At 71.2% G+C, this 24,274-nt stretch carries 25 protein-coding genes; 19 read left to right on the top strand and 6 right to left on the bottom strand.

The genetic code is table 11. The annotated features are described in order from the left end of the window. Positions 1–28 precede the first annotated feature (28 nt). The 9 genes from ACNAYW_RS04415 to ACNAYW_RS04375 all read left to right on the top strand — a co-directional run bounded on the left by ACNAYW_RS04415 (position 29) and on the right by ACNAYW_RS04375 (position 8,131). Entirely contained in the window at positions 29–1,567 is a 1,539-nt protein-coding gene (locus tag ACNAYW_RS04415; RefSeq protein ID WP_415848549.1) for an alanine/glycine:cation symporter family protein, read from the top strand. A gap of 279 nt (positions 1,568–1,846) precedes the next feature. Further along, complete coding sequence (gene rpsB / locus ACNAYW_RS04410) at positions 1,847–2,695, top strand: 30S ribosomal protein S2 (RefSeq protein WP_415848548.1); 849 nt, start codon at positions 1,847–1,849, stop codon at positions 2,693–2,695. Between the two features lie 44 nt (positions 2,696–2,739). Next, entirely contained in the window at positions 2,740–3,564 is an 825-nt protein-coding gene (tsf, locus tag ACNAYW_RS04405; RefSeq protein WP_415848547.1) for a translation elongation factor Ts, read from the top strand. 192 nt (positions 3,565–3,756) lie between these two features. Further along, the gene (locus ACNAYW_RS04400) at positions 3,757–4,152 is read left to right on the top strand and encodes a VOC family protein (protein WP_415848546.1); all 396 of its coding nucleotides are present in this window, start codon (positions 3,757–3,759) and stop codon (positions 4,150–4,152) included. Beyond that, entirely contained in the window at positions 4,149–4,910 is a 762-nt protein-coding gene (locus ACNAYW_RS04395) for an AraC family transcriptional regulator (protein WP_415848545.1), read from the top strand. Before ACNAYW_RS04400 ends, ACNAYW_RS04395 begins: the two co-directional genes overlap by 4 nt. Positions 4,911–4,920: 10 nt before the next feature. Further along, positions 4,921–5,844: an SGNH/GDSL hydrolase family protein gene (locus ACNAYW_RS04390; RefSeq protein WP_415848544.1), complete on the top strand. Its 924-nt coding sequence runs from the start codon at positions 4,921–4,923 to the stop codon at positions 5,842–5,844. A 1-nt stretch (position 5,845) separates the two neighbouring features. Beyond that, entirely contained in the window at positions 5,846–6,616 is a 771-nt protein-coding gene (gene pyrH, locus ACNAYW_RS04385) for a UMP kinase (protein ID WP_415848543.1), read from the top strand. 46 nt (positions 6,617–6,662) lie between these two features. Further along, on the top strand, positions 6,663–7,220 hold the full coding sequence (gene frr / locus ACNAYW_RS04380) for a ribosome recycling factor (protein ID WP_415848542.1): 558 nt from the start codon (positions 6,663–6,665) through the stop codon (positions 7,218–7,220). A gap of 2 nt (positions 7,221–7,222) precedes the next feature. Beyond that, positions 7,223–8,131: a phosphatidate cytidylyltransferase gene (locus tag ACNAYW_RS04375; RefSeq protein ID WP_415848541.1), complete on the top strand. Its 909-nt coding sequence runs from the start codon at positions 7,223–7,225 to the stop codon at positions 8,129–8,131. 6 nt (positions 8,132–8,137) lie between these two features. Here ACNAYW_RS04375 and ACNAYW_RS04370 read toward each other — a convergent pair whose 3' ends face one another. After that, positions 8,138–9,397, bottom strand: a complete 1,260-nt coding sequence (locus tag ACNAYW_RS04370) for an MFS transporter (RefSeq protein WP_415848540.1) — start codon at positions 9,395–9,397, stop codon at positions 8,138–8,140. Between the two features lie 50 nt (positions 9,398–9,447). Then, positions 9,448–9,882: a LapA family protein gene (locus ACNAYW_RS04365; RefSeq protein WP_415848539.1), complete on the bottom strand. Its 435-nt coding sequence runs from the start codon at positions 9,880–9,882 to the stop codon at positions 9,448–9,450. Between the two features lie 103 nt (positions 9,883–9,985). On the opposite strand from ACNAYW_RS04365, the gene rlmN reads away from it, so the two are divergent. After that, positions 9,986–11,098 carry a dual-specificity RNA methyltransferase RlmN gene (gene rlmN / locus ACNAYW_RS04360; protein ID WP_415848538.1) on the top strand — a complete coding sequence of 371 codons (1,113 nt, stop codon included), beginning with the start codon at positions 9,986–9,988 and terminating at the stop codon, positions 11,096–11,098. A 1-nt stretch (position 11,099) separates the two neighbouring features. On the opposite strand, the gene ACNAYW_RS04355 is transcribed toward rlmN, so the two are convergent. Continuing rightward, a complete protein-coding gene (locus tag ACNAYW_RS04355) occupies positions 11,100–11,363 on the bottom strand; it encodes a DUF2631 domain-containing protein (protein WP_415848537.1) in 264 nt (87 codons plus the stop codon). 122 nt (positions 11,364–11,485) lie between these two features. Here ACNAYW_RS04355 and ACNAYW_RS04350 point away from each other — a divergent pair, with 122 nt between their 5' ends. Both ACNAYW_RS04350 and ACNAYW_RS04345 read left to right on the top strand, forming a co-directional pair. Further along, positions 11,486–11,839, top strand: coding sequence for a DUF952 domain-containing protein (locus tag ACNAYW_RS04350; RefSeq protein ID WP_415848536.1), 354 nt, complete (start codon positions 11,486–11,488; stop codon positions 11,837–11,839). A 75-nt stretch (positions 11,840–11,914) separates the two neighbouring features. Continuing rightward, entirely contained in the window at positions 11,915–12,460 is a 546-nt protein-coding gene (locus ACNAYW_RS04345; RefSeq protein ID WP_415848535.1) for a Uma2 family endonuclease, read from the top strand. A gap of 11 nt (positions 12,461–12,471) precedes the next feature. Here the strand turns inward: ACNAYW_RS04345 and ACNAYW_RS04340 are convergent, their stop codons facing one another. Further along, positions 12,472–14,298: an SIP domain-containing protein gene (locus ACNAYW_RS04340; RefSeq protein ID WP_415848534.1), complete on the bottom strand. Its 1,827-nt coding sequence runs from the start codon at positions 14,296–14,298 to the stop codon at positions 12,472–12,474. Between the two features lie 106 nt (positions 14,299–14,404). Between ACNAYW_RS04340 and dxr the strand changes: the two genes are divergently transcribed. The 5 genes from dxr (at position 14,405) to ACNAYW_RS04315 (ending at position 19,396) form a co-directional block, all read left to right on the top strand. Continuing rightward, positions 14,405–15,547 carry a 1-deoxy-D-xylulose-5-phosphate reductoisomerase gene (gene dxr / locus ACNAYW_RS04335; RefSeq protein ID WP_415848533.1) on the top strand — a complete coding sequence of 381 codons (1,143 nt, stop codon included), beginning with the start codon at positions 14,405–14,407 and terminating at the stop codon, positions 15,545–15,547. Positions 15,548–15,627: 80 nt separating this feature from the next. Continuing rightward, entirely contained in the window at positions 15,628–16,863 is a 1,236-nt protein-coding gene (locus ACNAYW_RS04330; protein WP_415848532.1) for a M50 family metallopeptidase, read from the top strand. Between the two features lie 17 nt (positions 16,864–16,880). Further along, positions 16,881–18,029, top strand: coding sequence for a flavodoxin-dependent (E)-4-hydroxy-3-methylbut-2-enyl-diphosphate synthase (ispG, locus tag ACNAYW_RS04325; protein WP_415848531.1), 1,149 nt, complete (start codon positions 16,881–16,883; stop codon positions 18,027–18,029). A gap of 50 nt (positions 18,030–18,079) precedes the next feature. Then, positions 18,080–18,913 (top strand): GNAT family N-acetyltransferase, encoded by an 834-nt coding sequence (locus tag ACNAYW_RS04320; protein WP_415848530.1) that lies wholly within the window; start codon positions 18,080–18,082, stop codon positions 18,911–18,913. 6 nt (positions 18,914–18,919) lie between these two features. Next, entirely contained in the window at positions 18,920–19,396 is a 477-nt protein-coding gene (locus tag ACNAYW_RS04315) for a DUF456 domain-containing protein (protein WP_415848529.1), read from the top strand. Here the strand turns inward: ACNAYW_RS04315 and ACNAYW_RS04310 are convergent. Then, a complete protein-coding gene (locus ACNAYW_RS04310) occupies positions 19,393–19,767 on the bottom strand; it encodes an ion channel (RefSeq protein ID WP_415848528.1) in 375 nt (124 codons plus the stop codon). The genes ACNAYW_RS04315 and ACNAYW_RS04310 overlap by 4 nt on opposite strands. Positions 19,768–19,805: 38 nt before the next feature. Between ACNAYW_RS04310 and ACNAYW_RS04305 the strand changes: the two genes are divergently transcribed. Beyond that, a complete protein-coding gene (locus tag ACNAYW_RS04305) occupies positions 19,806–20,537 on the top strand; it encodes an SDR family NAD(P)-dependent oxidoreductase (protein ID WP_415848527.1) in 732 nt (243 codons plus the stop codon). An 84-nt stretch (positions 20,538–20,621) separates the two neighbouring features. On the opposite strand, the gene ACNAYW_RS04300 is transcribed toward ACNAYW_RS04305, so the two are convergent. Further along, a complete protein-coding gene (locus ACNAYW_RS04300) occupies positions 20,622–21,914 on the bottom strand; it encodes an acetyl-CoA C-acyltransferase (protein ID WP_415848526.1) in 1,293 nt (430 codons plus the stop codon). A gap of 145 nt (positions 21,915–22,059) precedes the next feature. Here ACNAYW_RS04300 and ACNAYW_RS04295 point away from each other — a divergent pair, with 145 nt between their 5' ends. Next, positions 22,060–23,886 (top strand): penicillin-binding transpeptidase domain-containing protein, encoded by a 1,827-nt coding sequence (locus tag ACNAYW_RS04295; protein WP_415848726.1) that lies wholly within the window; start codon positions 22,060–22,062, stop codon positions 23,884–23,886. The last annotated feature ends 388 nt before the right edge of the window (positions 23,887–24,274 follow it).

Here is a 24,274-nt window from a genome sequence, read left to right as displayed (position 1 = left end):
CGCTTGTACCGCCCTTTATTGTTGCTCCATGTCTGACCTGCTGGCGACGCTGAACGAGTACGTGTGGAGCAAGGGGCTGATCTACCTCTGTCTCGGGGTGGGGATCTTCTTCAGCATCCGCTCCCGGTTGGTGCAAGTGCGCCAGATCCCAGCGATGCTGGGGCAGTTGAAGAAGGGCGAGAGCTCGGATTCGGGGGTCAGCTCGTTCCAGGCGCTGGCCATGTCGTTGGCGGGGCGCGTGGGCACCGGCAACATCGCCGGCGTCGCCACCGCCATCGCGTTCGGCGGTCCGGGCGCGGTGCTGTGGATGTGGCTCGTCGCCTTCTTCGGGGCGTCGACCTCCTTCGTCGAGTGCACCCTCGGCCAGATCTACAAGGAGCGGGACCGCCTGACCGGGGAGTACCGCGGCGGCCCGGCCTACTACTTCTCCCGCGCCTTCGCGCACACCCGGTACGCGCTGGCGGGCCGGGTCTACGGCCTGATCTTCGCCGCGGTCACCGTGACCGCGTGCGGCCTGCTCATGCCGATGGTCCAGTCCAACTCCATGGCCGCGGCCATGGAGAACGCGTGGAGCATCGAGCCGTGGATCGCGGCCGTCGCCGTCGTCATCGTGCTGGCCTTCGTCATCATCGGCGGCGTCAAGCGCATCGCGATCTTCGCCGCGATCGTCGTGCCGTTCATGGCGGTGCTGTACATCCTGGCGGCGCTCATCATCATGGCCGTCAACATCTCGATCGTTCCCGAGGTCTTCCGCCTCATCGTCGCCTCCGCCTTCAATCTCGAATCGGGCGTCGGCGCGGCGCTGGGCCTCGCGATCGAGTGGGGCGTCAAGCGCGGCATCTACTCCAACGAGGCCGGCCAGGGCACCGGCCCGCACGCCGCCGCGGCCGCCGAGGTGAGCCACCCGGCCAAGCAGGGGCTGGCGCAGGCCTTCGCGGTGTACGTCGACACCCTCCTGGTCTGCTCCGCCACCGCCTTCCTCATCCTGTCGACGGGCGCGTACAAGGTCTTCGACGGCGGCTCCGCGTCGGGCCGAGTGCTCAAGGACGGCGGCGCGCTCGAAGGGGATCCGTCCGTCGGTCCCGCGTACGCGCAGCAGGGTTTCGACACGGTGTTCCCGGGCGGCGGCGCCAGCTTCATCGCGATCTCGCTCGCCTTCTTCTGCTTCACGACGATCGTCGCGTACTACTACATGGCCGAGACCAACCTGCGCTTCCTGATGGGCCGCTTCGCCGTCGTGGTGATCCCGGTGCTCAACTCGGCGCTCGGCCGGGTCCTCACGATGCTGCTGCAGGTCCTGATCCTGGTGTCCGTGACGATCGGTGCGGTGTCCACGGCCGAGGACGCCTGGGCGATGGGCGACCTCGGCGTCGGGCTCATGGCGTGGCTCAACATCATCGGCATCCTGGTCCTGCAGAACGCCGCCTTCAAGGCCCTGCGCGACTTCGAGCGGCAGCAGAAGCTGGGCATCGACCCGCAGTTCGACCCGGCGCCGCTGGGCATCGTGAACGCGACCTTCTGGGAGGAGCGCGCGGCCTCGCGCCGCGCCGACCCCGTCGACGCCTAGTCGGCACGAGGCACCGTCGACCTGCGGAATCGCAACGATTTCGCAGGTCGACGCCGCGGGCGTACACTTGCTCTTGCGCTCCGTCCAGATGGCGGAGTGACTACGCGTGTTCCTTGAGGCGCCCTGGTTCGTTCGGGGCGCTGCCGTGCGGCGCGGTCTCCTTCTCGAAGGAGTGCAGTGCGGCGGAACACCAGGACACCGCGCATCGCCTCTCGGCCGCTGACCAGCGGAGTCGAGGGTCGTCGCGGCGTGTACAACTGCAACTACGAAAGAGGCATCATGGCTGTCGTCACCATGAAGCAGCTGCTGGACAGCGGCGCGCACTTCGGTCACCAGACCCGTCGGTGGAACCCGAAGATGAAGCGATTCATCTTCACCGACCGCAACGGCATCTACATCATCGATCTGCAGCAGACGCTGACCTACATCGACAAGGCCTACGAGTTCGTCAAGGAGACCGTCGCCCACGGTGGCACGGTCCTCTTCGTCGGTACCAAGAAGCAGGCCCAGGAGTCGATCGCCGAAGAGGCCACCCGCGTCGGCATGCCCTACGTGAACCAGCGCTGGCTGGGCGGCATGCTCACCAACTTCCAGACGGTCCACAAGCGTCTTCAGCGCATGAAGGAGCTGGAGACCATGGAGCAGACCGGTGGCTTCGAGGGTCGCACCAAGAAGGAAATCCTCATGCTCACGCGTGAGAAGAACAAGCTCGAGCGCACCCTCGGCGGTATCCGCGACATGGCCAAGGTCCCCTCGGCCATCTGGGTCGTGGACACCAACAAGGAGCACATCGCCGTGGGCGAGGCGCGCAAGCTGGGCATCCCGGTCATCGCGATCCTCGACACCAACTGCGATCCCGACCTCGTCGACTACCCGATCCCGGGCAACGACGACGCGATCCGCTCCGCTGCTCTGCTGACCAAGGTCGTGGCCTCCGCCGTGGCCGAGGGCGTGCAGGCCCGCGCGGGTGTCGCCACCGGCGATGCCAAGCCCGAGGCCGGCGCCGGCGAGCCCCTCGCCGAGTGGGAGCAGGAGCTGCTGGAGTCCGCCACCGTCGCTGCCGAGGCGCCCGCCGCCGAGGCCCCCGCGACGGAGGCTCCGGCCACCGAGACCCCGGCCGCCGAGTAGCGCGTCCGGTCGCACTTCCCTACAACGCTAAGGAGCCGCAATTCATGGCGAACTACACCGCCGCTGACGTCAAGCGTCTCCGCGACCTCACCGGGTCGGGGATGATGGACTGCAAGAACGCGCTCACCGAGACCGACGGCGATTTCGACAAGGCCGTCGAGGTGCTGCGCATCAAGGGCGCGAAGGACGTCGGCAAGCGCGCCGGTCGTTCCACCGCCGAGGGCCTCGTGGCCGCCAAGGGCGGCGTGCTCATCGAGCTCAACTCCGAGACCGACTTCGTGGCGAAGAACGCGGAGTTCCAGGAGCTGGCCGATGCGATCGTCGCGGCTGCCGCCGCGTCGGACGCCGCCACCGTCGAGGCCGTGCTCGAGCTGCCGCTCGAGGGCGAGACCGTCGCGTCGCGCATCGAGGCCGCTTCGGCCAAGCTGGGCGAGAAGCTCGTGCTGCGCCGCATCGCGCGCTACGACGGCCCCACCGCCGTCTACCTGCACAAGCGCAGCTCGGACCTGCCGCCCGCCGTGGGCGTGCTGGTCTCGTTCGCCGGTGAGGGCGACACCGCTGCCGAGGCCGCTCGCGGCGCCGGCATGCAGGTCGCCGCGCTCAAGGCGAAGTACGCCAGCCGGGACGAGGTCCCCGCCGACGTCATCGAGAACGAGCGTCGCATCGCCGAGGAGACCGCGCGTGCCGAGGGCAAGCCGGAGCAGGCGCTGCCGAAGATCGTCGAGGGCAAGACCGTGGCCTACTACAAGGACACCGTTCTGCCGGACCAGCCGTCGGTGACCGACAGCAAGAAGTCGGTCCAGCAGGTGCTGGACGAGGCCGGTACGAAGGTTCTCGCCTTCACGCGCTTCGAGGTCGGCCAGGAGTAATCCTCCGTCCTACGCACGAGGCCCGCACCGATCCGTCGGTGCGGGCCTCGTCGTTTCCGCACCCCGATTGAACACTGTTCCTGTCCGCCCGACCCGCTGGTTCGCGGTCGGAAACGGTGTTCGATCGGGAGGCGCGGAGGCGTGCGGATTTCTTCAAGCCCGACGGTGCCGTCGGCTGCGAGTCTTGAGGGCATGAACACGACACGCAAAGACACGAACATCTGGCCCGGGCTCACCTACGACGACCCGCTCGCCGCGCGGGAATGGCTGCGCGCGATCGGCTTCGAGGAGGGCATCCTCGTCGAGGGCGACGGCGACGGCGAGGTCGTCCACTCCGAGATGCTCTGGCCCGACGGCGGCCGCGTCATGGTCCACTCCACGTGCAAGCAGGACACCACCTTCTCGACCCCGGCCGGCAGCGGCAGCGTCTACGTGGTCGTCAGCGACCCCGACGCCGTCCACGCCCGCGCCACGGACCTCGGCGCCCGCCTGGTGCGGGACATGCGGGAGGAGGACTATGGGTCGAGGGGATTCTCCGTCGCCGATCCGGAGGGCAACACGTGGAGTTTCGGTACGTACGCGGGGTGACGGCGCCCGGGATCGCCCGGGCCGCCGCCTACGACATCAGCGGGGTCGTCCCGGGCACGCATCTCGCCGTACCCTCGCCGTCGCTCACGATGATCATCGACCTCGGTCACGGACTGGACCTGACGGGGCCGGGCCTGCCGGACCGCACGACCTTCCGGCTGTGCATCTCGGGAATGCATCCGACGCCCTACCTCGTGCACCACGACGGCCTGCAGCGCGGCGTCCAGGTGGACGTGCGGCCGAGCCTCGTCCGCGCCCTCACGGGCGCGCCCGCGGCGGAGCTCGGGGGAGAGGCCGTCGAGCTCGACGACCTGCGGCCGGGACTCGCCGCCGAGCTGTACGGCCGCGTGGCGGCGGCGCCCGCCGCCGACCGCGAGTCCGTCGCGGCCGCCGTGCTGGCCCGTCGTGCGACGTCCGGCCGCGAGGTGCAGCCCGACGCCGCGGCGGCCTGGGCGCACCTCGCCGCGCGCCGGGGGCGGGTCACGGTGGCCGAGCTGGTCGAGCGGTCGGGCTGGTCGTCCCGCTACCTGGCGATGAAGTTCACCGCCGAGTTCGGCATGGGGATCAAGCAGGCGGCGCGCCTCATGCGCTTCGACGCTGCGCGCCGCGCGCTCGAGGCCGGGGAGAGCGCCGCGGACGTCGCCGTGGCGGCCGGATTCGCCGACCAGGCGCACCTGAGCCGCGAGGTCCGGGCCTTCCTGGGGTATTCGCCGTCGGGGTACCTCGCGCGTCGCAGGAGCGAATTCACGCCTGTGTAGTGTCGCCGGGGTGTCCTGGATCCGGCGTGCGATCGCATTCGCCCTCGTGGCGTGCCTCGTGCTCGCCGTGGGGGCGTCGACGGCGATCGGCGGCGGCAGCGGGTACGTGCACCACCAGACCAACGGGGTGAGCTACATCCCGGACCTCCCTGGCGGGGCCCAGTACGTCTCCCTGGGCGACAGCTACGCCGCCTCGGGGTCCTACGCCAAGGTGCGGCCGCTGGACCTGTGCGCCCGCAACGGCGACGACCTCGGCCACGTCCTCGCGCAGCGGCTGCAGCCCTACTCGTTCACCGACCGGGCCTGCTCGGGCGCCACCCTCGACGACCTCACCCAGCCCTCACCGAAGCCGAACACCTCCCCGCAGCTGTACGGGGTCGGGCCCTACACCCGGCTCGTGACCGTCATCATCGGTGCGAACTCCCTGGGCTTCGGCAACATCGTCGTGCACTGCCTCGGCAACCCCGACGACCGCTGCGCCGCCGCGTCCACCCAGGACCTGCCCGGCTCGCAGGGGTGGAACTTCGTGCGTGCGCAGTACGCGGCGACCGTCGACGCCATCAAGAAGGCCGCCGCCCCGGACGTGCGGGTCGTGCTCGTCGGCTACCTCCCGCTGTTCCCGCTCGACGGTCCGCCCGACAGCGCCTGCCTGGACCGGGCCGGGATCCCGGAGGAGAACGTCGGGCACTGGCGCACCTGGTACCGCAGCCTCGACCGGCTCATCCGCGAGGTGGCGGCGGACCGTCGGGTCATGTACGTCCAGCCCCCGCTGGACCGCACCGCCTGCGACCCCGATCCGTACGTGCGGCTGGGTGGGATCAAGCTCCGCGCGCAGGAGCCCGAGGCCAACGGACTGCACCCGACGGTGGCCGGACAGCGCGCGCTGGGCAACCTGATCGAGGACCGGCTCCGAGGATCCGCGCCGCCCGCATAGGATGGTCGTCGTGACGGACACGGCCCAGGGACAGCAGACGGATCAGGACACGGAGCAACAGGTGCGGCACGGCTACAAGCGCGTGCTGCTCAAGCTGGGCGGCGAGATGTTCGGCGGCGGGGAGGTCGGGCTCGACCCCGACGTCGTGACGACGGTCGCGCAGCAGATCGCGGAGGTCGCGCGCAGCGGCCACGAGATCGCGGTGGTCATCGGCGGCGGCAACTTCTTCCGCGGCGCCGAACTGCAGAACCGCGGCATGGACCGCGCCCGGTCGGACTACATGGGCATGCTCGGCACGGTGATGAACTGCCTCGCTCTGCAGGACTTCCTGCAGAAGGAGGGCGTCGACACCCGCGTGCAGACCGCCATCACCATGGGCCAGGTCGCCGAGCCGTACCTGCCGCTGCGCGCCCGACGCCACCTCGAGAAGGGCCGCGTCGTGATCTTCGGCGCCGGCATGGGCATGCCCTACTTCTCCACCGACACCACGGCGGCGCAGCGCGCGCTGGAGATCGGCGCCGAGGTCGTGCTCATGGCGAAGGCGGTCGACGGGGTGTACGACAGCGACCCGCGCACCAACCCCGACGCGAAGCTCTTCGACGAGATCACGCATCGCGCCGCGCTCGAGAAGGGCCTCAAGGTGGCCGACGCGACCGCGTTCAGCCTCTGCATGGACAACAAGATGCCGATGCTGGTGTTCAATCTCCTGGAGGAGGGGAACATCGCCCGCGCCGTCGCGGGGGAGAAGATCGGCACCCTCGTCCGGCCGTGACGCCGGATCCCACCACTCATTTCACAGCAAAGGACGTGTGACCCAAGTGATCGACGAAACGCTCTTCGACGCCGAGGAGAAGATGGAGAAGGCCGTCTCCCACGCCCGTGAGGACTTCCAGTCGATCCGGACCGGTCGCGCGAACCCCGCGATGTTCTCCCGGGTGGTCGTGGACTACTACGGCTCGCCGACCCCCATCACGCAGATCAGCTCCATCACCACGCCGGAGGCGCGGCTCGTGGTGATCAAGCCCTACGAGGCGAACCAGCTCGGCAACATCGAGACCGCGATCCGCAACTCGGACCTGGGCGTGAACCCGACGAACGACGGCCAGCTGATCCGCGTGGGCATCCCGCAGCTCACCGAGGAGCGCCGCAAGGACCTCGTCAAGCAGGTCAAGGGCAAGGGCGAGGACGCGAAGGTGTCCATCCGCAGCGTGCGCCGCAAGGCGAACGAGACCCTGGCCAAGATCGTCAAGGACGGCGAGGCCGGCGAGGACGAGGTGGCCCGCGCCGAGAAGGAGCTCGACAAGACGACGGCCAAGTACGTCGCCCAGATCGAGGACCTCGTGGCGCGCAAGGAAGCCGATCTGATGGAGGTCTAGCCGTGCCGGAAACCCCCGACTCGGTCGGCTCCGACGCTCCGAGCCCCGGCACCCCCGAGGAGGGCCAGGACGCCGCGAAGCGCAAGATCAGCGCCGGGCGCAACCTCCCGGCCGCCATCGGCGTGGGCGTGAGCCTGGGCGCGCTCATCGTGGCGATCCTGTACTTCGCGCCGCACCTGTGGGTGCCGCTCGTGGCCGCCGCGATGGCCGTCGCCACCTGGGAGGTGGTCAAGCGGTTCCGCGCCGCCGGCACCAACCTGGAGCTGTGGCCGATGCTCATCGGCGGGCAGGCCATCATCTGGCTGAGCTGGCCGCTGGGGACCGAGGGCGTGCTCGCCGCGTTCGTGGCGACCGTGCTGGTCGCCATCGTCTGGCGGCTGCTGGGACATCAGAGCACCGCGGAACCGAACTCCTTCACCCGCGACATCTCGACGACCGTCTTCGTGCTGGCCTGGGTGCCGCTGTTCGCCTCGTTCGGCGCGATGCTCGTGCTCCCGGAGGACCGCGGGCCGCAGCGGGTGGCCGCGCTCATCATCCTCGTGGTCTGCTCGGACGTGGGCGGCTACGCCTCCGGTGTCGTCTTCGGCAAGCACCCGATGGTGCCCGCGATCAGCCCCAAGAAGTCCTGGGAGGGGTTCGCCGGGTCGATGGTCGCCGGGGCCGTCGGCGCCGTGCTCGTGCTGAAGTTCCTGCTCGACGTGAACCCGGTGTGGGGCCTGCTGCTGGGGCCCGTCGTGGTGATCACGGCGACGCTGGGCGACCTGCTCGAATCCCAGGTCAAGCGCGACCTGGGCATCAAGGACATGGGCACCCTGCTGCCCGGCCACGGCGGCATCATGGACCGCCTGGATTCGCTGCTGCCCAGCGCGGTGGTGGTGTGGGCCGCGCTCACCGCGTTGATGGGCTCCTGAGCCGGGTCAGGCACGGCGGCGCAGCGCCTCACGCAGCGGCCGCGGCGTGATCCCCTCGCGGCGCCGCGCCTTCCGGCGCGTGACGATCACGCCGATCAGCGCGATCGCCCACAGCGGGTACTGCGCCATCCACGCCGCGCGGAAGCCGTCGAACGTCAGGCCCGCGCCGGAACCCATGATCGAGCCCATCGCCTGGATCAGGACGAGGCTCGCGAGGAAGCCGCCGATGTTCACCATGCCCTGCGCGGTGCCGAGCACGCGCGTCGTGTTGAACGAGCGGGCGTAGTCGAAGCCGATCGCGGAGCTGGGGCCGCCGACGGCGATCACCAGCACCAGCAGCGAGAGCAGCCACACCGGCGAGGGCTCGTCGCGCACCAGCACGACGGTCCAGAGCGCCGCGCTGGCGAGGATGATCGTGATCACCATCCACGAGCGGCGCACCGGGAACCGGCCGGTGAGGAAGCCGATGACGGGGCCGGACGCCAGCGTCGCCAGCACGCCGAAACTGATCACGCCGCCGGCCGCGCCCGACGAGAGGCCCTGCGCGTTCGTCAGGTAGGGCACGCCCCACATCAGCATGAACGCGGTCACCGAGAACATCGTGCCCATGTGCGTGAAGAAGCCCAGCCGGGTGCCGGGGTGCATCCACGTCGAGCGGAGGATCGAGGGGATCTCCGAGACCTTCACGGTGACGTGCGGCGCCGTGCGGCCGGGCGGCGCGTCGCGGACCGTCGCGAGCACTGCCAGCGCCGCGAACAGGCCGAGCGCCGCCGCGGAGCTGTAGGCGGCGCTCCACCCGCTGCCGTGCAGCAGCGCGAGGAACGGGACTGCGGAGAGCACCTGGCCGAGCTGCCCCGTCATGCCCGTCAGCTGGGTGACGAGCGGGATCCGGCGCACCGGGAACCACGCCGGCACCAGGCGCAGCACCGAGACGAAGGTGAGGGCGTCGCCGCTGCCGACGGCCACGCGCCCCGCGATGGCGAGCGGGAGGGACTCCGTCAGCGCCAGTGTCAGCTGGCCCAGGGCCATCAGGAGCGCGCCGCTCGCGACCAGCCGGCGCGAGCCGAAGCGGTCCAGCAGCAGGCCGGCGGGGATCTGCATGCCGGCGTACACCACGAGCTGGAGCACCACGAACGCCGCCAGCGTCGCCGGCGCGGCGCCGAAGCGCTCACCGGCCTCCGTGCTGGAGACGCCGAAGGACGTCCGCTGCAGGATCGCGACGACGTAGGCGAGAGTCGCCACCGACCAGACGACCCATGCGCGCATGGGTCCATCGTTTCATCGGCGGTGCCCCACGCGCACCGCGACCCGGCGGATCAGTCGCGGAGCTTCTTCGCGGCGCGGCGGAGCTGGAGGATGCGGAGACCGCCGGCCGAGCCGACGAGGAGCGCGCCGAGGATGGCGGCGATCAGCAGGGAAACGCCGAGGGGGAGGTTCGCCTCCCAGAACAGCAGCGTGATCTGCGTGTTCTGCTGGTTCTGCACGATGAACGCGAGCAGCACGAGCAGGATGACGGCGCCGCCGACGAGTCCGGACCACAGTGATGCCGACCGGGTGTGCTTGACCTGCTCGTACGCGTCGCGGGTGTCGCCGCGCTGCTTCGTCGCCGGCGCGCCCGTCGCCCGATCGGCGGTCGATTCGACGGCGTCCCGCTCCGCGGGCAGGTTCTGAGCATCGGTCGCGTCGACGTCGGGAGCGGGGCTCCCGATCGTCTCTTCGCTGTCTCGAACGCGGTCTTCGTCCTTGGCCATGGCGTCATCCTGCCACCTCCGGGCGGGTGATGACGGGGGACGCGCGGTGGCTCGGATCACGCTGGTCGGCGCAGCGCCGACGACGTGGGAGAATGGTCGAGTTATGAGCACTTCTCTGCCCCTGGTATTCGACGCGCCCAAGCGCGGCAAGCCCCCGCGCCACCTGGCCGATCTCACCGACGACGAGCTGCAGCGGGCCGTCGTCGACCTCGGCCTGCCCAAGTTCCGGGCGAATCAGCTCGCCCGGCACTACTACGGACGGCTGGAGGCCGACGCGGCCACGATGACGGACCTGCCGGCCGCGGCGCGCGGCACCGTCGGCGAGGCGCTCCTGCCCGAGCTGATGACGCCCGTGCGGCACATCGCCACCGACAGCGGCACCACCCGCAAGACGCTGTGGCGCCTGCACGACGGCACGCTGCTCGAATCCGTGCTCATGCGCTACACCGACCGCGCGACGCTGTGCATCTCCAGCCAGGCGGGCTGCGGCATGGCGTGCCCGTTCTGCGCCACCGGCCAGGGCGGCCTCGACCGCAACCTGTCGACCGCCGAGATCGTGGACCAGGTCCGCAGTGCCGCGAAGGCCATGCAGGACGGCGACGTCGCGGGCGGCCCGGGGCGGCTGTCGAACGTCGTCTTCATGGGCATGGGGGAGCCGCTCGCGAACTACAAGCGGGTGGTGCAGGCCGTGCGCCGGATCACCGCGCCGGCGCCGGAGGGCCTGGGGATCTCGCAGCGCCACGTCACCGTCAGCACCGTGGGCCTCGCGCCCGCGATCCGGAAGCTGGCCGACGAGGGCCTGTCCGTGACGCTGGCCGTCTCGCTGCACACGCCCGACGACGAGCTCCGGGACACGCTGGTGCCCGTGAACAACCGGTGGAGCGTGCAGGAGGTGCTGGAGGCCGCGCGGTACTACGCCGACCGGACCGGTCGGCGCGTGTCCATCGAGTACGCGCTGATCCGCGACGTGAACGACCAGCCGTGGCGGGCCGACATGCTGGGCGAGAAGCTGCGGAAGAAGCTGGGCCAGTTCGCGCACGTGAACCTGATCCCGCTGAACCCGACGCCGGGCAGTGAGTGGGACGCCTCGCCGAAGGACCGGCAGGACGAGTTCGTGCGCCGCGTGATCGCGCAGGGGGTGTCGTGCACCGTGCGCGACACGCGGGGCCAGGAGATCGCGGCGGCCTGCGGTCAGCTGGCCGCCGAGGAGAAGTAGCTCAGTACTTCCACTTCTTGCGGCGCGTGGTGATCCAGTTGATCAGGATCACGCCGAGGATCGCCACGGCGAAGCCGATGAGGAAGATGTCCTCGGTCTTGCCCTGGTGATTGCCGATGTTCATCAGCAGCAGGAGCACGGCGAACAGCACGCCGGCGATGCGGGCGGCGTTGGGGGCGTTACCGCTCCAGCCCCAATCGCGCGACGGCACGTCGGCCTCGTCGACCTTCGAGGTGGTCTGACGCTCCAGGTCGGTGGTTGCCACTCGCTTCTCCTTCGTCGCTTCCTCAGCTGAGCACCGGGCGGGGCCCGGGATACGGATGAATCCTATCCCGCTACGACCGTGCGTCGTACGAGGGGCGGGAATTCCTGGGTAGCGTGGCGCGGGTGATCTTCCATCTCGCCCTCGTGACCGATTGGGACGCCGCCCGCGCGGCCGGGGAGTACGCGGTGTCGACCCGCGGCGCGACGCTCGCCGACGTCGGTTTCGTCCACTGCTCCACCGCCGCGCAGTGGCGGGGCGTGCGGGAGCGCTTCTACGCCGACGTCCCCGTCGCGGACCTCGTCCTGCTGTCCGTCGACCCGACGGGGCTCGACGTGCGGTACGAGCCGCCCGCCCCCGGCGGCGCCGGGAGCGCGGCGAGCGGGCCGAGTGATGCGGTGGAGGAGCTGTTCCCGCACGTCTACGGGCCGATCCCGGTGTCCGCGGTGGTCGCCGTCGAGGCCGTGTCGCCGGACTGATCTCGGCTTAGACTCAGGTCCAGAAACCTGTCAGACCGACGATCTACCGTCTCGATCACGAGAGGAGGTGCCGATATGGCTCAGCCGACGTACTCGTTCCCCGACTACTGGGGCGAGGCCGATCTGGACGTGTTGCCGGACGACGGGCACCGCTACGAGATCGTGGACGGGAGCCTGCTCATGACGCCGCCACCGTCACAGGGCCATCAACGCATCGGCGGGAATCTGTTCATGGCGCTTCGCCTCTCCGTGCCGGACGATTGGCGCGTGCTCTACGAGATCGGCGTCAGGGTGCCGGGTGGGAACTTCATCCCCGACATCGTGGTCCTGAGACCCGGCGCCGCCCCGAACGTGGACTGGAGTGAATCCGAGGACGTCGCCCTCGTCGTCGAGATCGCGTCGAAGTCCACGCGGGTCACCGACCGGACGCTCAAGGCGGCGAAGTATGCGGAGGCCGGGATTCCGTCCTATTGGCGGGTGGACGCCGACGGAACGGTCACGATGCACACCGAGCCCGCCGACGACGAGTACACGCAGACCGTCACCGTCGGCCCCGGTGAGCGGCTGCGGGTCGAGCTGCCGTACCCGATCGAGCTGGATACGGCGGACCTCGTCGACTAGCGGCCCGATCGTCAGGCGCCCGCGTACTCGACGACGAAGGTGCCCCAGCCGAGGGGCGCGATGCGGTGTGCGCCGCCGCCGGCAAGGGCGCCCAGTTCGTCCGCCGTGCGCAGGCCGCCGCCGTACAGGCACAGGTTCCGCAGGTCGTCCTCGGTCTCGTGGTCGTCGGTGGTGGCGGGGTCGAGCACGTTGCCGACGAAGACCACCCGGTCGGCGCTGCCGCGCAGCGTGGTGACCAGGAGCTCGGCGTCCGCATCCGGCAGGGTCTGCAGGACGTCGATGCCCACGACCAGGTCGTAGCGCTGCGGCAGCGGGGCGAAGACGGTGCCGGGCGCCGCCGTCACCCGGTCGCGGCGCTCGGGCGCGACCACCGCGATCTCCCGCTCGACGACGCTGGGCATGCCGACGATCGCGACGGCCACCTCGGGCAGCAGGCGCGCCAGGTTGTCCGCGTAGACGCCGGAGCCGTCGCCGAACACGGCCACCGTGCGCACTCCGTCGAAGTCGACCGCCTCGGGCAGGGCTGGCGCGCGGTAGGTGGCCCACCGGCTCGCAGCGGCGTGCAGCTGCTCGGCGAGGTGCGGGTCCGCAGCGCGGGCACTGCGGAGGTCACCGCCCTCGAAGGGCACCGCGGTGCCGGTGCGGACGGCCTCGACGAGGTGCACGAAGGACATGTCCAGGCGGGTGCGCACCTGGGCGTGATGGAGGCCGCCGGCGAGCATCTCGTCCGGGTCGGTGAGCAGCTCGCCCCGCGCGGTCAGGGTGTAGCCGTCCCCGGTGCGCGCGACGAAGCCGAGGAGCGCGAGGTGGCGGAGCAGCTTCTCCGTCGCGCGGGCCTCGGTGTCGCAGGCGGCCGCGATGGCCGCCGGCGTCGCGGCGCCGTCGTCGATCGCGGCGAACAGGCCGAGCGTCACCGCAGCGCGGACGGCGAAGGGCGGCAACAGCTCCGTCAGCTCGTGGATCTCGGAGAGCACGTTCTCGTCCTGGCTCGTATCGACGAGCTCGGCGTCGCCGTCGACGGTGGCGACCTCGCGGTGCCGCCAGTAGCCGGTGATCTCCACGCGGTTCTTCTCGAGGCCCTTCTCGTTCTTCGCCCAGCGGCGCAGCGGCTTGATGGCGAGGGTCTCACCGGCGACCCAGAGGAAGGGGCGTTCGCCGCGCCACGCCGCGCCCTGCACGGCGTCGACGAGCCGGGAGGCGCCGCCGGCCTCCGAGCGGTAGAGCCAGATGAACTCGACGTCGCCGTCGGTCGCGAGGTCCTGCCGGTGGCCGGGCTCGGCGACCTCGATCACGGCGGTGGCCCGGAACCCCGCGGGCAGCATCTCGACGCAGCGGCCGATCGCGGGCAGCGCGGTCTCGTCGCCCGCGAGCAGCAGCCAGTCGACGTCGCGGGGGAGCGCGGCCGAGTGCTTGGGGCCGGCGATGAGGACCTTCGAGCCCACCTCGACGCGCCGCGCCCAGGTGGCCGCCAGGCCCGTGCCGTGCAGCACGAAGTCGAGGGTCATCTCGCCGGCGTCGGCGTCGAACTCGCGGACGGTGTACGTGCGGGCGTGCTCGAACGAACCGTCGGTCCAGTCGACCCGGCCCTGATCGGTGTTCTTCGGCACCTCGAAGGGGAACTCGCCGGTCCGCAGGTCGGGAAGCAGCACCTTGACGTCGTCGTCGAAGCCGGTGCTGTGCACGGGCGGGAGGTCCACGCCGTCGCGCACGTGCGACCCGATGGCGTCGCCGCCCACCACGATCCGGCGCATGCCCGGCGTCACGTCCGACACCCGCAGCACGTCGAACTCGCGGAGGCAGATCGGGAACACCGCGCCGTCGCGGAGTGTGCTGGCCATCGTGGAGGTCCCTTTCGTCGGCTTTCCATGCAAGGCTAGCCTGCCCTGCCGAACCGGCGTCGACGGCGGACCGTCGGGCGGGATGCGACGCCGATAGGCTGAGCCCGTGACCACCCGCGTCCTCATCCTCGGCAGCACCGGCTCCATCGGCACCCAGGCGCTGGAGGTGATCGCCGAGAACCCGGACCGGTTCGAGGTGGTCGGCCTCGGCGCCGGCGGCGGCAACCCGGAACTGCTCGCGCGGCAGGCCCGCGCGACCGGCGTCGACGGTGTCCGGATCGGCATCGCCGACCCGTCCCGCGCCGCGGGCTTCGACGGTGCGCTGACCGGCCCCGACGCCATGACCCGCCTCGTGGAGACCGTCGAGGCCGACGTGGTGCTCAACGGCGTCGTCGGCAGCCTCGGCCTCGGCCCGACCCTCGCGGCACTGGACAGCGGCGCCCGGCTCGCGCTCGCCAACAAGGAGTCTCTGGTCGCGGGCGGGTCACTCGTGCTGAAGCGCGCGGCAGAGGGGCAGATCGTGCCCGTCGACTCCGAGCACTCCGCCATCGCGCAGTGCCTGCGCGGCGGCACCGCGGCGGAGGTGGACCGACTGATCCTCACCGCGTCGGGCGGCCCCTTCTTCGGCCGCACCCGCGCGGAGCTCGCCGACGTCACCCCCGAGCAGGCGGGCAAGCACCCCACCTGGTCGATGGGACCGATGATCACGCTGAACTCGGCGACGCTGGTCAACAAGGCGCTCGAGGTGATCGAGGCGCACCTGCTGTTCGGCGTGCCCTACGACCGCATCGACGTCACGGTGCACCGGCAGTCCGTCGTGCACTCGATGGTCACGTTCGTCGACGGCGCCACGATCGCCAAGGCCTCGCCGCCGTCGATGAAGCTGCCGATCGCGCTGGCGCTGGGCTGGCCGGACCGGGTCCCGGGCGCCTCCGCGGCCTGCGACTTCACGCAGGCGCACACCTGGACCTTCGCGCCCGTCGACGACGAGGCCTTCCCCGCGATCGCCGTCGCGCGCGACGCCGGCACCCGCGGCGGCGGCCTCACCGCCGTCTTCAACGCCGCCAACGAGGTGGTCGCGCAGGCCTTCCTCGACGGCCGCACGTCCTTCCTCGCCATCGTCGACACCGTCGCGCGGGTCGTGTCCGACGGTGCCCAGTGGCAGGCCGAGCCGCGCGATGTCGCGGACGTGCTCGCGGCGGAGGAATGGGCCCGTCGCCGGGCGTCCGAGCTGGTCGGGCTGGTCTGATCCGACCGGGATCGGGAGGCATGCCCGGGGGACGGCTCTGACGATCCGGCGCGGCCGACAGTCCCGGTATCCTAGAGCCCATGATGTACGCACTGGGTATCGCGGCGTTCGCGCTGTGCATCCTCGCGTCGATCGCGTGGCACGAGTGCGGGCACATGTGGGCGGCGCAGGCCACGGGTATGAAGGTCCGTCGTTATTTCATCGGCTTCGGTCCCACCCTGTGGTCGACCAGGCGCCCGAAGGGCCCGGACGGCATCGAGTACGGCGTCAAGGCACTGCCGCTGGGCGGCTTCTGCGACATCGCCGGGATGACCCTGCTGGACGAGCTGAAGACGCCCGTCGAGCAGGAGAAGGCGATGTACAAGCAGGCCGCGTGGAAGCGGCTGTTCGTGCTGTTCGCCGGCCCGGGCATGAACTTCATCCTGGGCGCGCTGCTGATCTACGGGGTCGCGGTGACTGCGGGCCTGCCGTCGACGACCGCGACCCCCCGCGCGGCCGTCGCCGCCACCGGCTGCGTCGCCGACGCCACCACCAAGCCCACCAAGGAGCAGCCCAGCCGGCCGGTCGGCGAGTGCCGCCCGAGCCCCGCGGCGCAGGCGGGCCTGGTGCGCGGCGACGTCATCGCCTCGGTCAACGGCACGGCGGTCGACGCCGACACCGTCTTCGACGCCCTGCAGAACTCGACCGGCGCGATCTCCCTCGGCATCGAGCGCGACGGCGAGCAGCGCACGGTCGTCATCGACCCCGTGACCAGTAAGAAGTGGCGCCCGTCCGTCGACGGGAAGGACCTCGTCGAGGTCTCCGGCCCCACCATCGGGATCAGCGTCGGCACCCTCGGGGTGACCGAGCACTACAACCCGATCACCGCGATCGGCGGCACCGCGGCGTTCACGATGGACCTGGGCCACAAGACGATCGTGGCGATCGGCCAGCTGCCGCAGAAGATCCCCGCCCTGCTCGACGCGATCAAGGGGGAGGAGCGCGGCCTCGACACCCCGCAGTCCCTGGTCGGCGCGTCGATGATCGGGGGCGAGGTCGCCGAGCGCGACATGTGGAGCGTGTTCTTCCTGCTCCTCGCCGGCCTGAACCTCATGCTCGGCCTGATCAACCTCCTGCCGGTGCCGCCCTTCGACGGCGGACACATGGCGGTGGTGATCTTCGAGAAGCTCCGCGACCTGGTCACCGGGCGCAAGGGCGGCCCCGTCGACTACATGAAGCTCGCGCCGCTCACGTACGTGGTGCTGGCGCTCGCGGGCGGGTACATGTTGCTCGTCCTCACCGCCGACATCGTCAATCCGATCAAGCTCTTCAACTGAAACCGGAGAAGCAGCACATGTCCGTAGGTTTGGGAATGCCGGCAGCCCCGGCCCCGACACTCGCACCCCGTCGCAAGACCCGTCAGCTCAGCGTGGGCGGCGTCGGCGTCGGGAGTGACAGCCCCATCTCGGTGCAGTCGATGTGCACCACCAAGACGCACGACGTGAACGCCACGCTGCAGCAGATCGCCGAGCTCACGGCCTCGGGCTGCGACATCGTGCGCGTCGCCTGCCCTCGGCAGGAGGACGCCGACGCGCTGCCCATCATCGCCAAGAAGGCGAACATCCCGGTCATCGCCGACATCCACTTCCAGCCGAAGTACATCTTCGCCGCGATCGACGCGGGCTGCGCCGCGGTGCGCGTGAACCCCGGCAACATCAAGGAGTTCGACGGCCGCGTGGGCGAGGTCGCGAAGGCGGCCGGCGCCGCGGGCATCCCGATCCGCATCGGCGTCAACGCCGGCTCGCTCGACAAGCGGCTGATGGAGAAGTACGGCAAGGCCACCCCCGAGGCGCTGGTCGAGTCCGCGCTGTGGGAGGCGTCGCTGTTCGAGGAGCACGGCTTCGGCGACATCAAGATCTCCGTCAAGCACAACGACCCGGTGATCATGGTCGAGGCGTACCGCCAGCTCGCCGCGCAGTGCGACTACCCGCTGCACCTCGGCGTCACCGAGGCCGGTCCGGCGTTCCAGGGCACCATCAAGAGCTCCGTCGCCTTCGGCGCGCTGCTCGCCGAGGGCATCGGCGACACCATCCGCGTCTCCCTGTCGGCGCCGCCGGCCGAGGAGATCAAGGTGGGCGACGCGATCCTGCAGTCGCTGAACCTGCGGCCCCGCAAGCTGGAGATCGTCTCGTGCCCGTCGTGCGGGCGCGCGCAGGTGGACGTCTACAAGCTGGCCAACGAGGTCACCGCCGGGCTCGAGGGCATGGAGGTCCCGCTCCGCGTCGCCGTCATGGGCTGCGTCGTCAACGGCCCCGGTGAGGCCCGCGAGGCCGATCTGGGTGTGGCCTCCGGCAACGGCAAGGGGCAGATCTTCGTCAAGGGCGAGGTCATCAAGACCGTCCCCGAGTCCAAGATCGTCGAGACACTGATCGAGGAAGCCCTGCGCATCGCCGAGGAGTCGGGGGATAGTGAGAGCGGAACACCGGTCGTCACGGTGTCGTAGGACGCGGCCCGTCGCATGCGGCGGACCGATTCAGGGGTGAGGAGCCGCCGGTGCTGAGGATGCTGCACGAACGGCCGGTCCCGCCGCGGGACCTGCCGAAGGTGCTGGCCGTCCTCGACGACGATCCCGTGGCCGCGTGCATGGTCGCCGGCCGGGTCCAGGAGTGCGGCACCGAGCCTGGCCGCCTCGGCGGCGAGCTGTGGACCCACCGCGACGTGGGCGATGCGCTGTGCTTTTCCGGCGCGAACCTCATGCCGCTGCGCGGTGACCTGGAGGACATGCGCTACTTCGCGGGCCGCGCTGGCCGGGGGCACCGCGCCGCGGCGTCGGTCGTCGGCCGCGCCGAGATGGTGCTGCCGCTGTGGGAGGGCCTCGAGGGCGCGTGGGGGCCCGCCCGCGAGATCCGCCCCGAGCAGCCCCTGATGACGATGCCCGAGCCCTCCCGGTTCTCGCACGCCGGCGTCCGGCCCGCCCGGCTCGCCGAGCTCGACCGCTATCTGGACGCCGCGATCGCCATGTTCACCGCCGAGGTCGGCATCGACCCGCGGGGCGCCGACGGGGGCCGCGCCTACCGGCGCCGCGTCGCCAACACCATCCTCGCCGGTCGCGCGTACGTGCTGTTCGACGGTGCCGAGGTCGCCTTCAAGGCGGAGGTCGGCGCCGTCTCGCGGACCGTCGGGCAGATCCAGGGCGTGTGGGTGCGGCCGGACCTGCGCGGGCAGGGGCTCGGCGGCGCCGGGACGGCGGCCGTCGCCGACGCGGTCCTGCGCTCGGGCCGGTTGCCGAGCCTGTACGTCAACAGCTTCAACGTCGCGGCCCGCCGCGCGTACGAGCGGGTCGGGTTCCGCCAAGTGGCGACCTTCGCGACCGTTCTGCTTTCCTAGTACCTCATGAACGCATGGGGGTACGCGGCCGTCGTCGCGCTGATGGTGATCGGCCTGCTGGGGATCGTCGTCCCCGTCCTGCCGGGGTCGTCCTTGGTGGCGCTCGGCATCCTGATCTGGGCGATCTTCACCGGCGGCAGCGCCTGGTGGGTGTTCGCGGCCGCGCTGGCGGTGATGGTGCTGGCCTGGGGCGTGAAGTACCTCGTCGGCGGGCGCACGATGGCCAGGGCCGGGGTGGGGAAGTGGTCGCTCGTCGTCGGCGGCATCGCCGGCATCGTGGGCTTCTTCGTGATCCCCGTCGTGGGCCTGGTGATCGGCTTCGTCGGCGGAACCTTCGCCGCCGAGGCGATCCGGCTGGGGGACGCGAAGGCGGGCTGGCGGGCCGCCCTCGCCGCCACCAGGGCCGCGGGCCTGCTCATCCTCATCGAGCTGGCTGGGGCGCTGGGCGCCATCGCGATCTGGTCGGCGGCAGTGCTGACCTAGCGCTCCTCGTCGTCGTCGGCGCGCTTGTCGACGAGGCGGGACATCATCTCGGTGTTGTTCTGCACGATCGAGTTCGCCAGCGAGCCGCCGACGGTGACGAACAGGCCCACCACGAGCACTGCGTAGACCATGGTGAAGATCTTCGACAGCGTCAGCGTGGGGCTCAGCGCGCCGCTGCCCATCGGCAGGCCCACCGAGACCGCGTAGAACAGCGCATCGATCACCGACCACTTCTCGGTGAGCGTGTAGAAGACCGTCGCCGCGGCGACGATGACGACGAGGCTGAGCAGCGCGGCGCGCGTCGACGGATCGCGCCAGCTCCTGCGGATCGCGCCCGCGAGTCTCTTGACCATCAGCGTCAGCCCCAACACGGCCCCAGCCTATCCGTGGCTCCGCGTAGTGTTGCGCCATGCGATCCTCGGTGTCAGCACTGTTCGACCTCACCGGGCGCACGGCGTTGGTCACCGGCGCGAGCTCGGGGATCGGGGCGGCGATCGCGGAGGCGCTCGACGGCGCCGGGGCGCGCGTGCTCCGGGCGGGCCGCGACCGCGACCGGCTCGGGCCCGACGGGATCAGCGCCGACCTCGCCCACGGCACGGCCGAACTGATCGAGCAGGTCGACGCCCGGACCGATGCCGTCGACATCCTGGTCAACTGCGCCGGCACCAACCCGCGGCCGCCGCTCGGCGACATCGACGACGCGCTCTACCGGGAGATCCTCGCGGTCAATCTCGACGCCCCGTTCCAGCTCGGCCAGCACTACGGGCCGCGGATGGCGGCGCGCGGCTGGGGCCGGATCGTCAACGTCGCGTCGACGCAGGCGCACCGGGCGTTCGGCAACAGCGGCGTGTACGGCGTGGCGAAGGCGGGCATCGCCGGGCTCACCCGCTCGCAGTCGGAGGCGTGGGCGCCGTCGGGGGTGACCGCCAATTCGCTGACGCCGGGGCTGGCCGCCACGCCGATGACGACCGCGGTGCTCGCCGATCCCGAACGGGCGGAGTACTTCCGGCGCCGCGCGCACACCGGGACGCTCGGCGCACCGTCGGACTTCGCGGCGGCGGCGGTCTTCCTCGCCGGGCCGGGCTCGGCGTTCGTGACCGGCCAGAACCTCTGCGTCGACGGCGGTCTCTCGGTGACCTGAGGCACGTGGGTCGTGAAAACGGCCGATTTCTGCATCAGGAGGCCGATTCTGCCCTCGTGACCCGGAAATCGGCCGAATTCACGACTACACCCGCTCGAGCACGACGCTCGCGCCGTGGCCGCCCGCCGCGCAGATCCCCAGCAGCGCGGTGTCCTTGCCGGTGAGTGCCAGCTCGTTCGCCATCGTGGTCACCATCCGGGCGCCGGTGGCGCCGAACGGATGCCCGATCGACACCGAGCCGCCGTGCACGTTGAGCTTCTCGGAGTCGACCTCGCCGACGGGGGTGTCCCGGCCGAGGCGCTCGGCGGCCCACTCCGGGCTGGCGAGGGCCTCCAGGACGGAGAGCGTCTGCGCGGCGAAGGCCTCGTGGATGTCGATGAGGTCGACGTCCTCGAGCTTGAGGCCCGCCTTCTCCAGCGCGCGGGGCATGGAGATGGCCGGTCCGATGAGCACCTCGTCGGCCGGGTCGACGCTGACGTAGCTCCACGAGCGGATCGCGGCCAGGGGCGTCAGGCCCAGTTCGCGGGCCTTCTCCTCGCTCATGATCAGGACCGCGGCGGCGCCGTCGGTGAGCGGGCTGGCGTTGCCCGCGGTGACGGTGCCCTCCCGCTCGAAGGCGGGCTTGAGCCCGGCGAGCTTCTCGACGCCGGTGTTCTCGCGCACCAGGCCGTCGCGCGTCACGGTCCGCCCGTCGGGCGTGGTCACCGGCACCACCTCGCGGTCGAACCGGCCCGATGCGATGGCGGCGGCGGCGCGCGCGTGGGAGCGGGCGGCGAACGCGTCCTGGGCCTCCCGGGTGACGCCGTGGATCCGCGCCATCTTCTCGGCGGACTCGCCCATCACCTCGCCGGTGGTGCGCTCCTCGATCCGGGGGCGACTGGGCAGCAGGCCCGTGAACGGCGCGAGGCCGATCGCGGCGTCGAGGTAGGCGCGGGGCGAGGGCTTGCCGAGGGCGAGGGGAGCGGCCGCCTGGACCAGCTTCTGCGGCAGGTTGACCGCCGCGTTCGAGACGGAGTCGGAGCCGCCGGCGATCATCACGTCGTACTCGCCGCGTTCGATCGCCGCGGCGGCGGTGGTGATCGCCTGGAGGCCGGAGGCGCAGGCGCGGGTCACGGTGTGGCCCTCGACGCCGTGTCCGAGGCCCAGGTCGAGGGCGATCTCGCGGGCGATGTTGGGTGCGCCCGCGGGCAGGATGACGCCGCCCCAGACGATGGCCTCGATGCGGTCGGCGACGGTGGGGACGCGGTCGAGCAGCCCGCGGACGGCCTGGTCGGCGAGCGCGATGCTGTCGAGGTGGACGTAGTCGCCGAAGGCGCGGACGAACGGGGTGCGCGCGCCGGAGACGATGACGGCGCGGCGGCTCTGCGGAGTGGTCATGCCGCGATCTTACTCACGAGTCAGTTCGTTCGCGTGACTCCGGTCACCTCGCGGGGCGCGTCACCTGAGCCTCACCGGTCACAGCCCAGCGCGGCAACCCGAACCGGACGGCGCACCGTCCTACGCTGGGCCGGTGAAGAAGCCGATGCGCCGCTCCGTCGTGATCGTCGCCCTCGTGGCGCTGGTCGCGACCGGAGGCTGCTCGTCGGCGAACACCAACGGCCCGGGGCCGCTCGCCGTGCGCTTCGGCGCCGCCCTCGCCGACAAGGACCTCGACGGCGCCGCCGCCCTCACGACCTCGCCCGAGACCGCGAAGAAGGCGCTGCAGGCCGCCTTCGACGGGCTGCAGGCCCGCGGCGTCCAGCTCAAGGTCGGGCAGGTGCGGACCACCGGCGCGACCAGCGAGGTCGAGTACGAGTACGTCTGGGACCTGCCTGCCGAGCAGGGACGCTCAAGCCGCTCGTGGGACTACCGCGGCACGCTGACCGGCGTCCAGGAGAACGGTCGATGGCGCGTGCGGTGGGCGCCCTCGGTGCTGCACCCGCGCCTCGGCGCGAACCAGACGATGGTCCTCCGCGCGCTGCCGGCGGACAAGGCGCCGGTGAACTCGGCGTCGGGCGGCTCGGTGCTCGTGCCCGGCGTCATCACCCGGATCCGGATGGAGGCGTCCAAGATCGCGGCGCCGACGACGGCGCTCGACGTCGCGGGCCAGCTCACCCGCGCGCTGCAGCCGATCCTGCCCGGGCTCGACCCGGTCCAGATCACCGAGCAGGCCACCTCGCTGAACGCGCCGTACACCGTCGCCTCGGTCAACCAGGACGACCTGCGCAAGCTCGCGGGCGACGTCACGTCGCTGCCGGGGGTCACGCTGGTCGAGCAGGCCGATCTGGTGCCCACCGATCGCACCTTCGCGCCGGCGCTCATGTCGTCGATCAAACGGAACGTCACGGGCGATCTCGCGGGCAAGGACGGCTGGGAGGTGATCGCGCAGGCCGACACCGGCGCGCGGGTCTCCACGCTCTCGTCCACCCCGGCGCAGACGGCACCCGCCGTCTCGGTGAGCATCTCGCCGATCGCGCAGGCCGCGGCGCAGGCCGCCGTCAACACCCGCCGGGACCGGCAGTCCATGATGGTCGTGATCCAGCCGTCCACCGGCAACGTGCTCGCCGTCGCGCAGAACCCCGAGGCCGACAAGCTCGGCTCGCTCGCCACCTCCGGCCTGTACCCGCCGGGGTCCACCGGCAAGATCGTCACCGCGACCGCGGCGATCTCCGCCGGCATCGCCACGCCCGAGTCGATCGTGCCGTGCCCGGGCACGCTCACCATCGGTGAGCGCGAGGTGCCCAACTACAACCGCTTCGCGCTCGGCGACGTGACCATGCAGCGCGCCTTCGCGCGCTCCTGCAACACGAGCTTCGCCTTCCTCGGCGCCAAGCTCAAGCCCGAGGCGCTGAACACCGCGGCCGCCGAACTCGGCATCGGTCCCGAGTACGCGATCGCCGGCCTGCCCGTCTCGTCCGGCCAGTACCCGCTGCCCAAGGCCATGGTGAACCAGGTCGAGGACAGCTTCGGCCAGGGCGAGGTACTGGTCAGCCCGTTCGCCATGGCGCTGGCGGTCGCGTCCGTCGCGCACGGCGGCGCCGTCACCCCGCAACTGCTGCTCGGCAAGCCGACCACGGTCGACGGGGAGCGCCCCCCGCTCGATGCCAAGGCCGCCGACGGCGTGCGCGCCATGATGCGCGAGGTCGTCGCCTCCGGTACGGCCGAGCTGATCCGGGGCTCGGGCGACATCCTCGGCAAGACCGGTGAGGCCGAGGTCGACGGTGGCTCGCACGCCTGGTTCGTCGGCTACCGCGGCGACCTGGCCTTCGCCACCCTCGTCGTGCTCGGCGGCAGCTCCGACAACGCCGTGGCCGTCACCAAGGAGTTCTTCGACCGCTTCGACGCCCCCGTCTCCGCCGTGCCGAACTGAGCGCGAAGACCGGCGCCGCGGGACGGCACGACTTCCGAACGCCGGCTATGAAATCCTGACCGCCAGTGACACAGGGACGTGGCGGACATCGAGCGCGTCGAGCCCCGCGCCGAGGTCCCGGCCCGGGCGTCGCGGGCGGCCTCCCGCGGGAGATCTTCACTCGACATCGGGTTGCAACCCGATGAACGGGCAGAAGTTCCCGCGGGAACGCCGCTGTCGCGTCGTGGGCGGTCTCCTCCCGCGAAGGTGTTACCACCGGAACGGCCACCATCGATGTCCGGTTCGTCACCGGCGGTCACGATGGCGTAGTCGCCGGACCGCGGTGCGGTCGCCTCCACGGCGACTGTGGCCCCGTACAGCCGCCGCGAGGCCCCAGCCCCCTCACCGC

Source organism: Tsukamurella ocularis (genome assembly GCF_965138335.1).
GTDB lineage: Bacteria > Actinomycetota > Actinomycetes > Mycobacteriales > Mycobacteriaceae > Tsukamurella > Tsukamurella ocularis_A.
The sequence above is the reverse complement of the archived record's forward strand: the minus strand, read 5'-3'. Positions and strand labels throughout refer to the sequence as shown.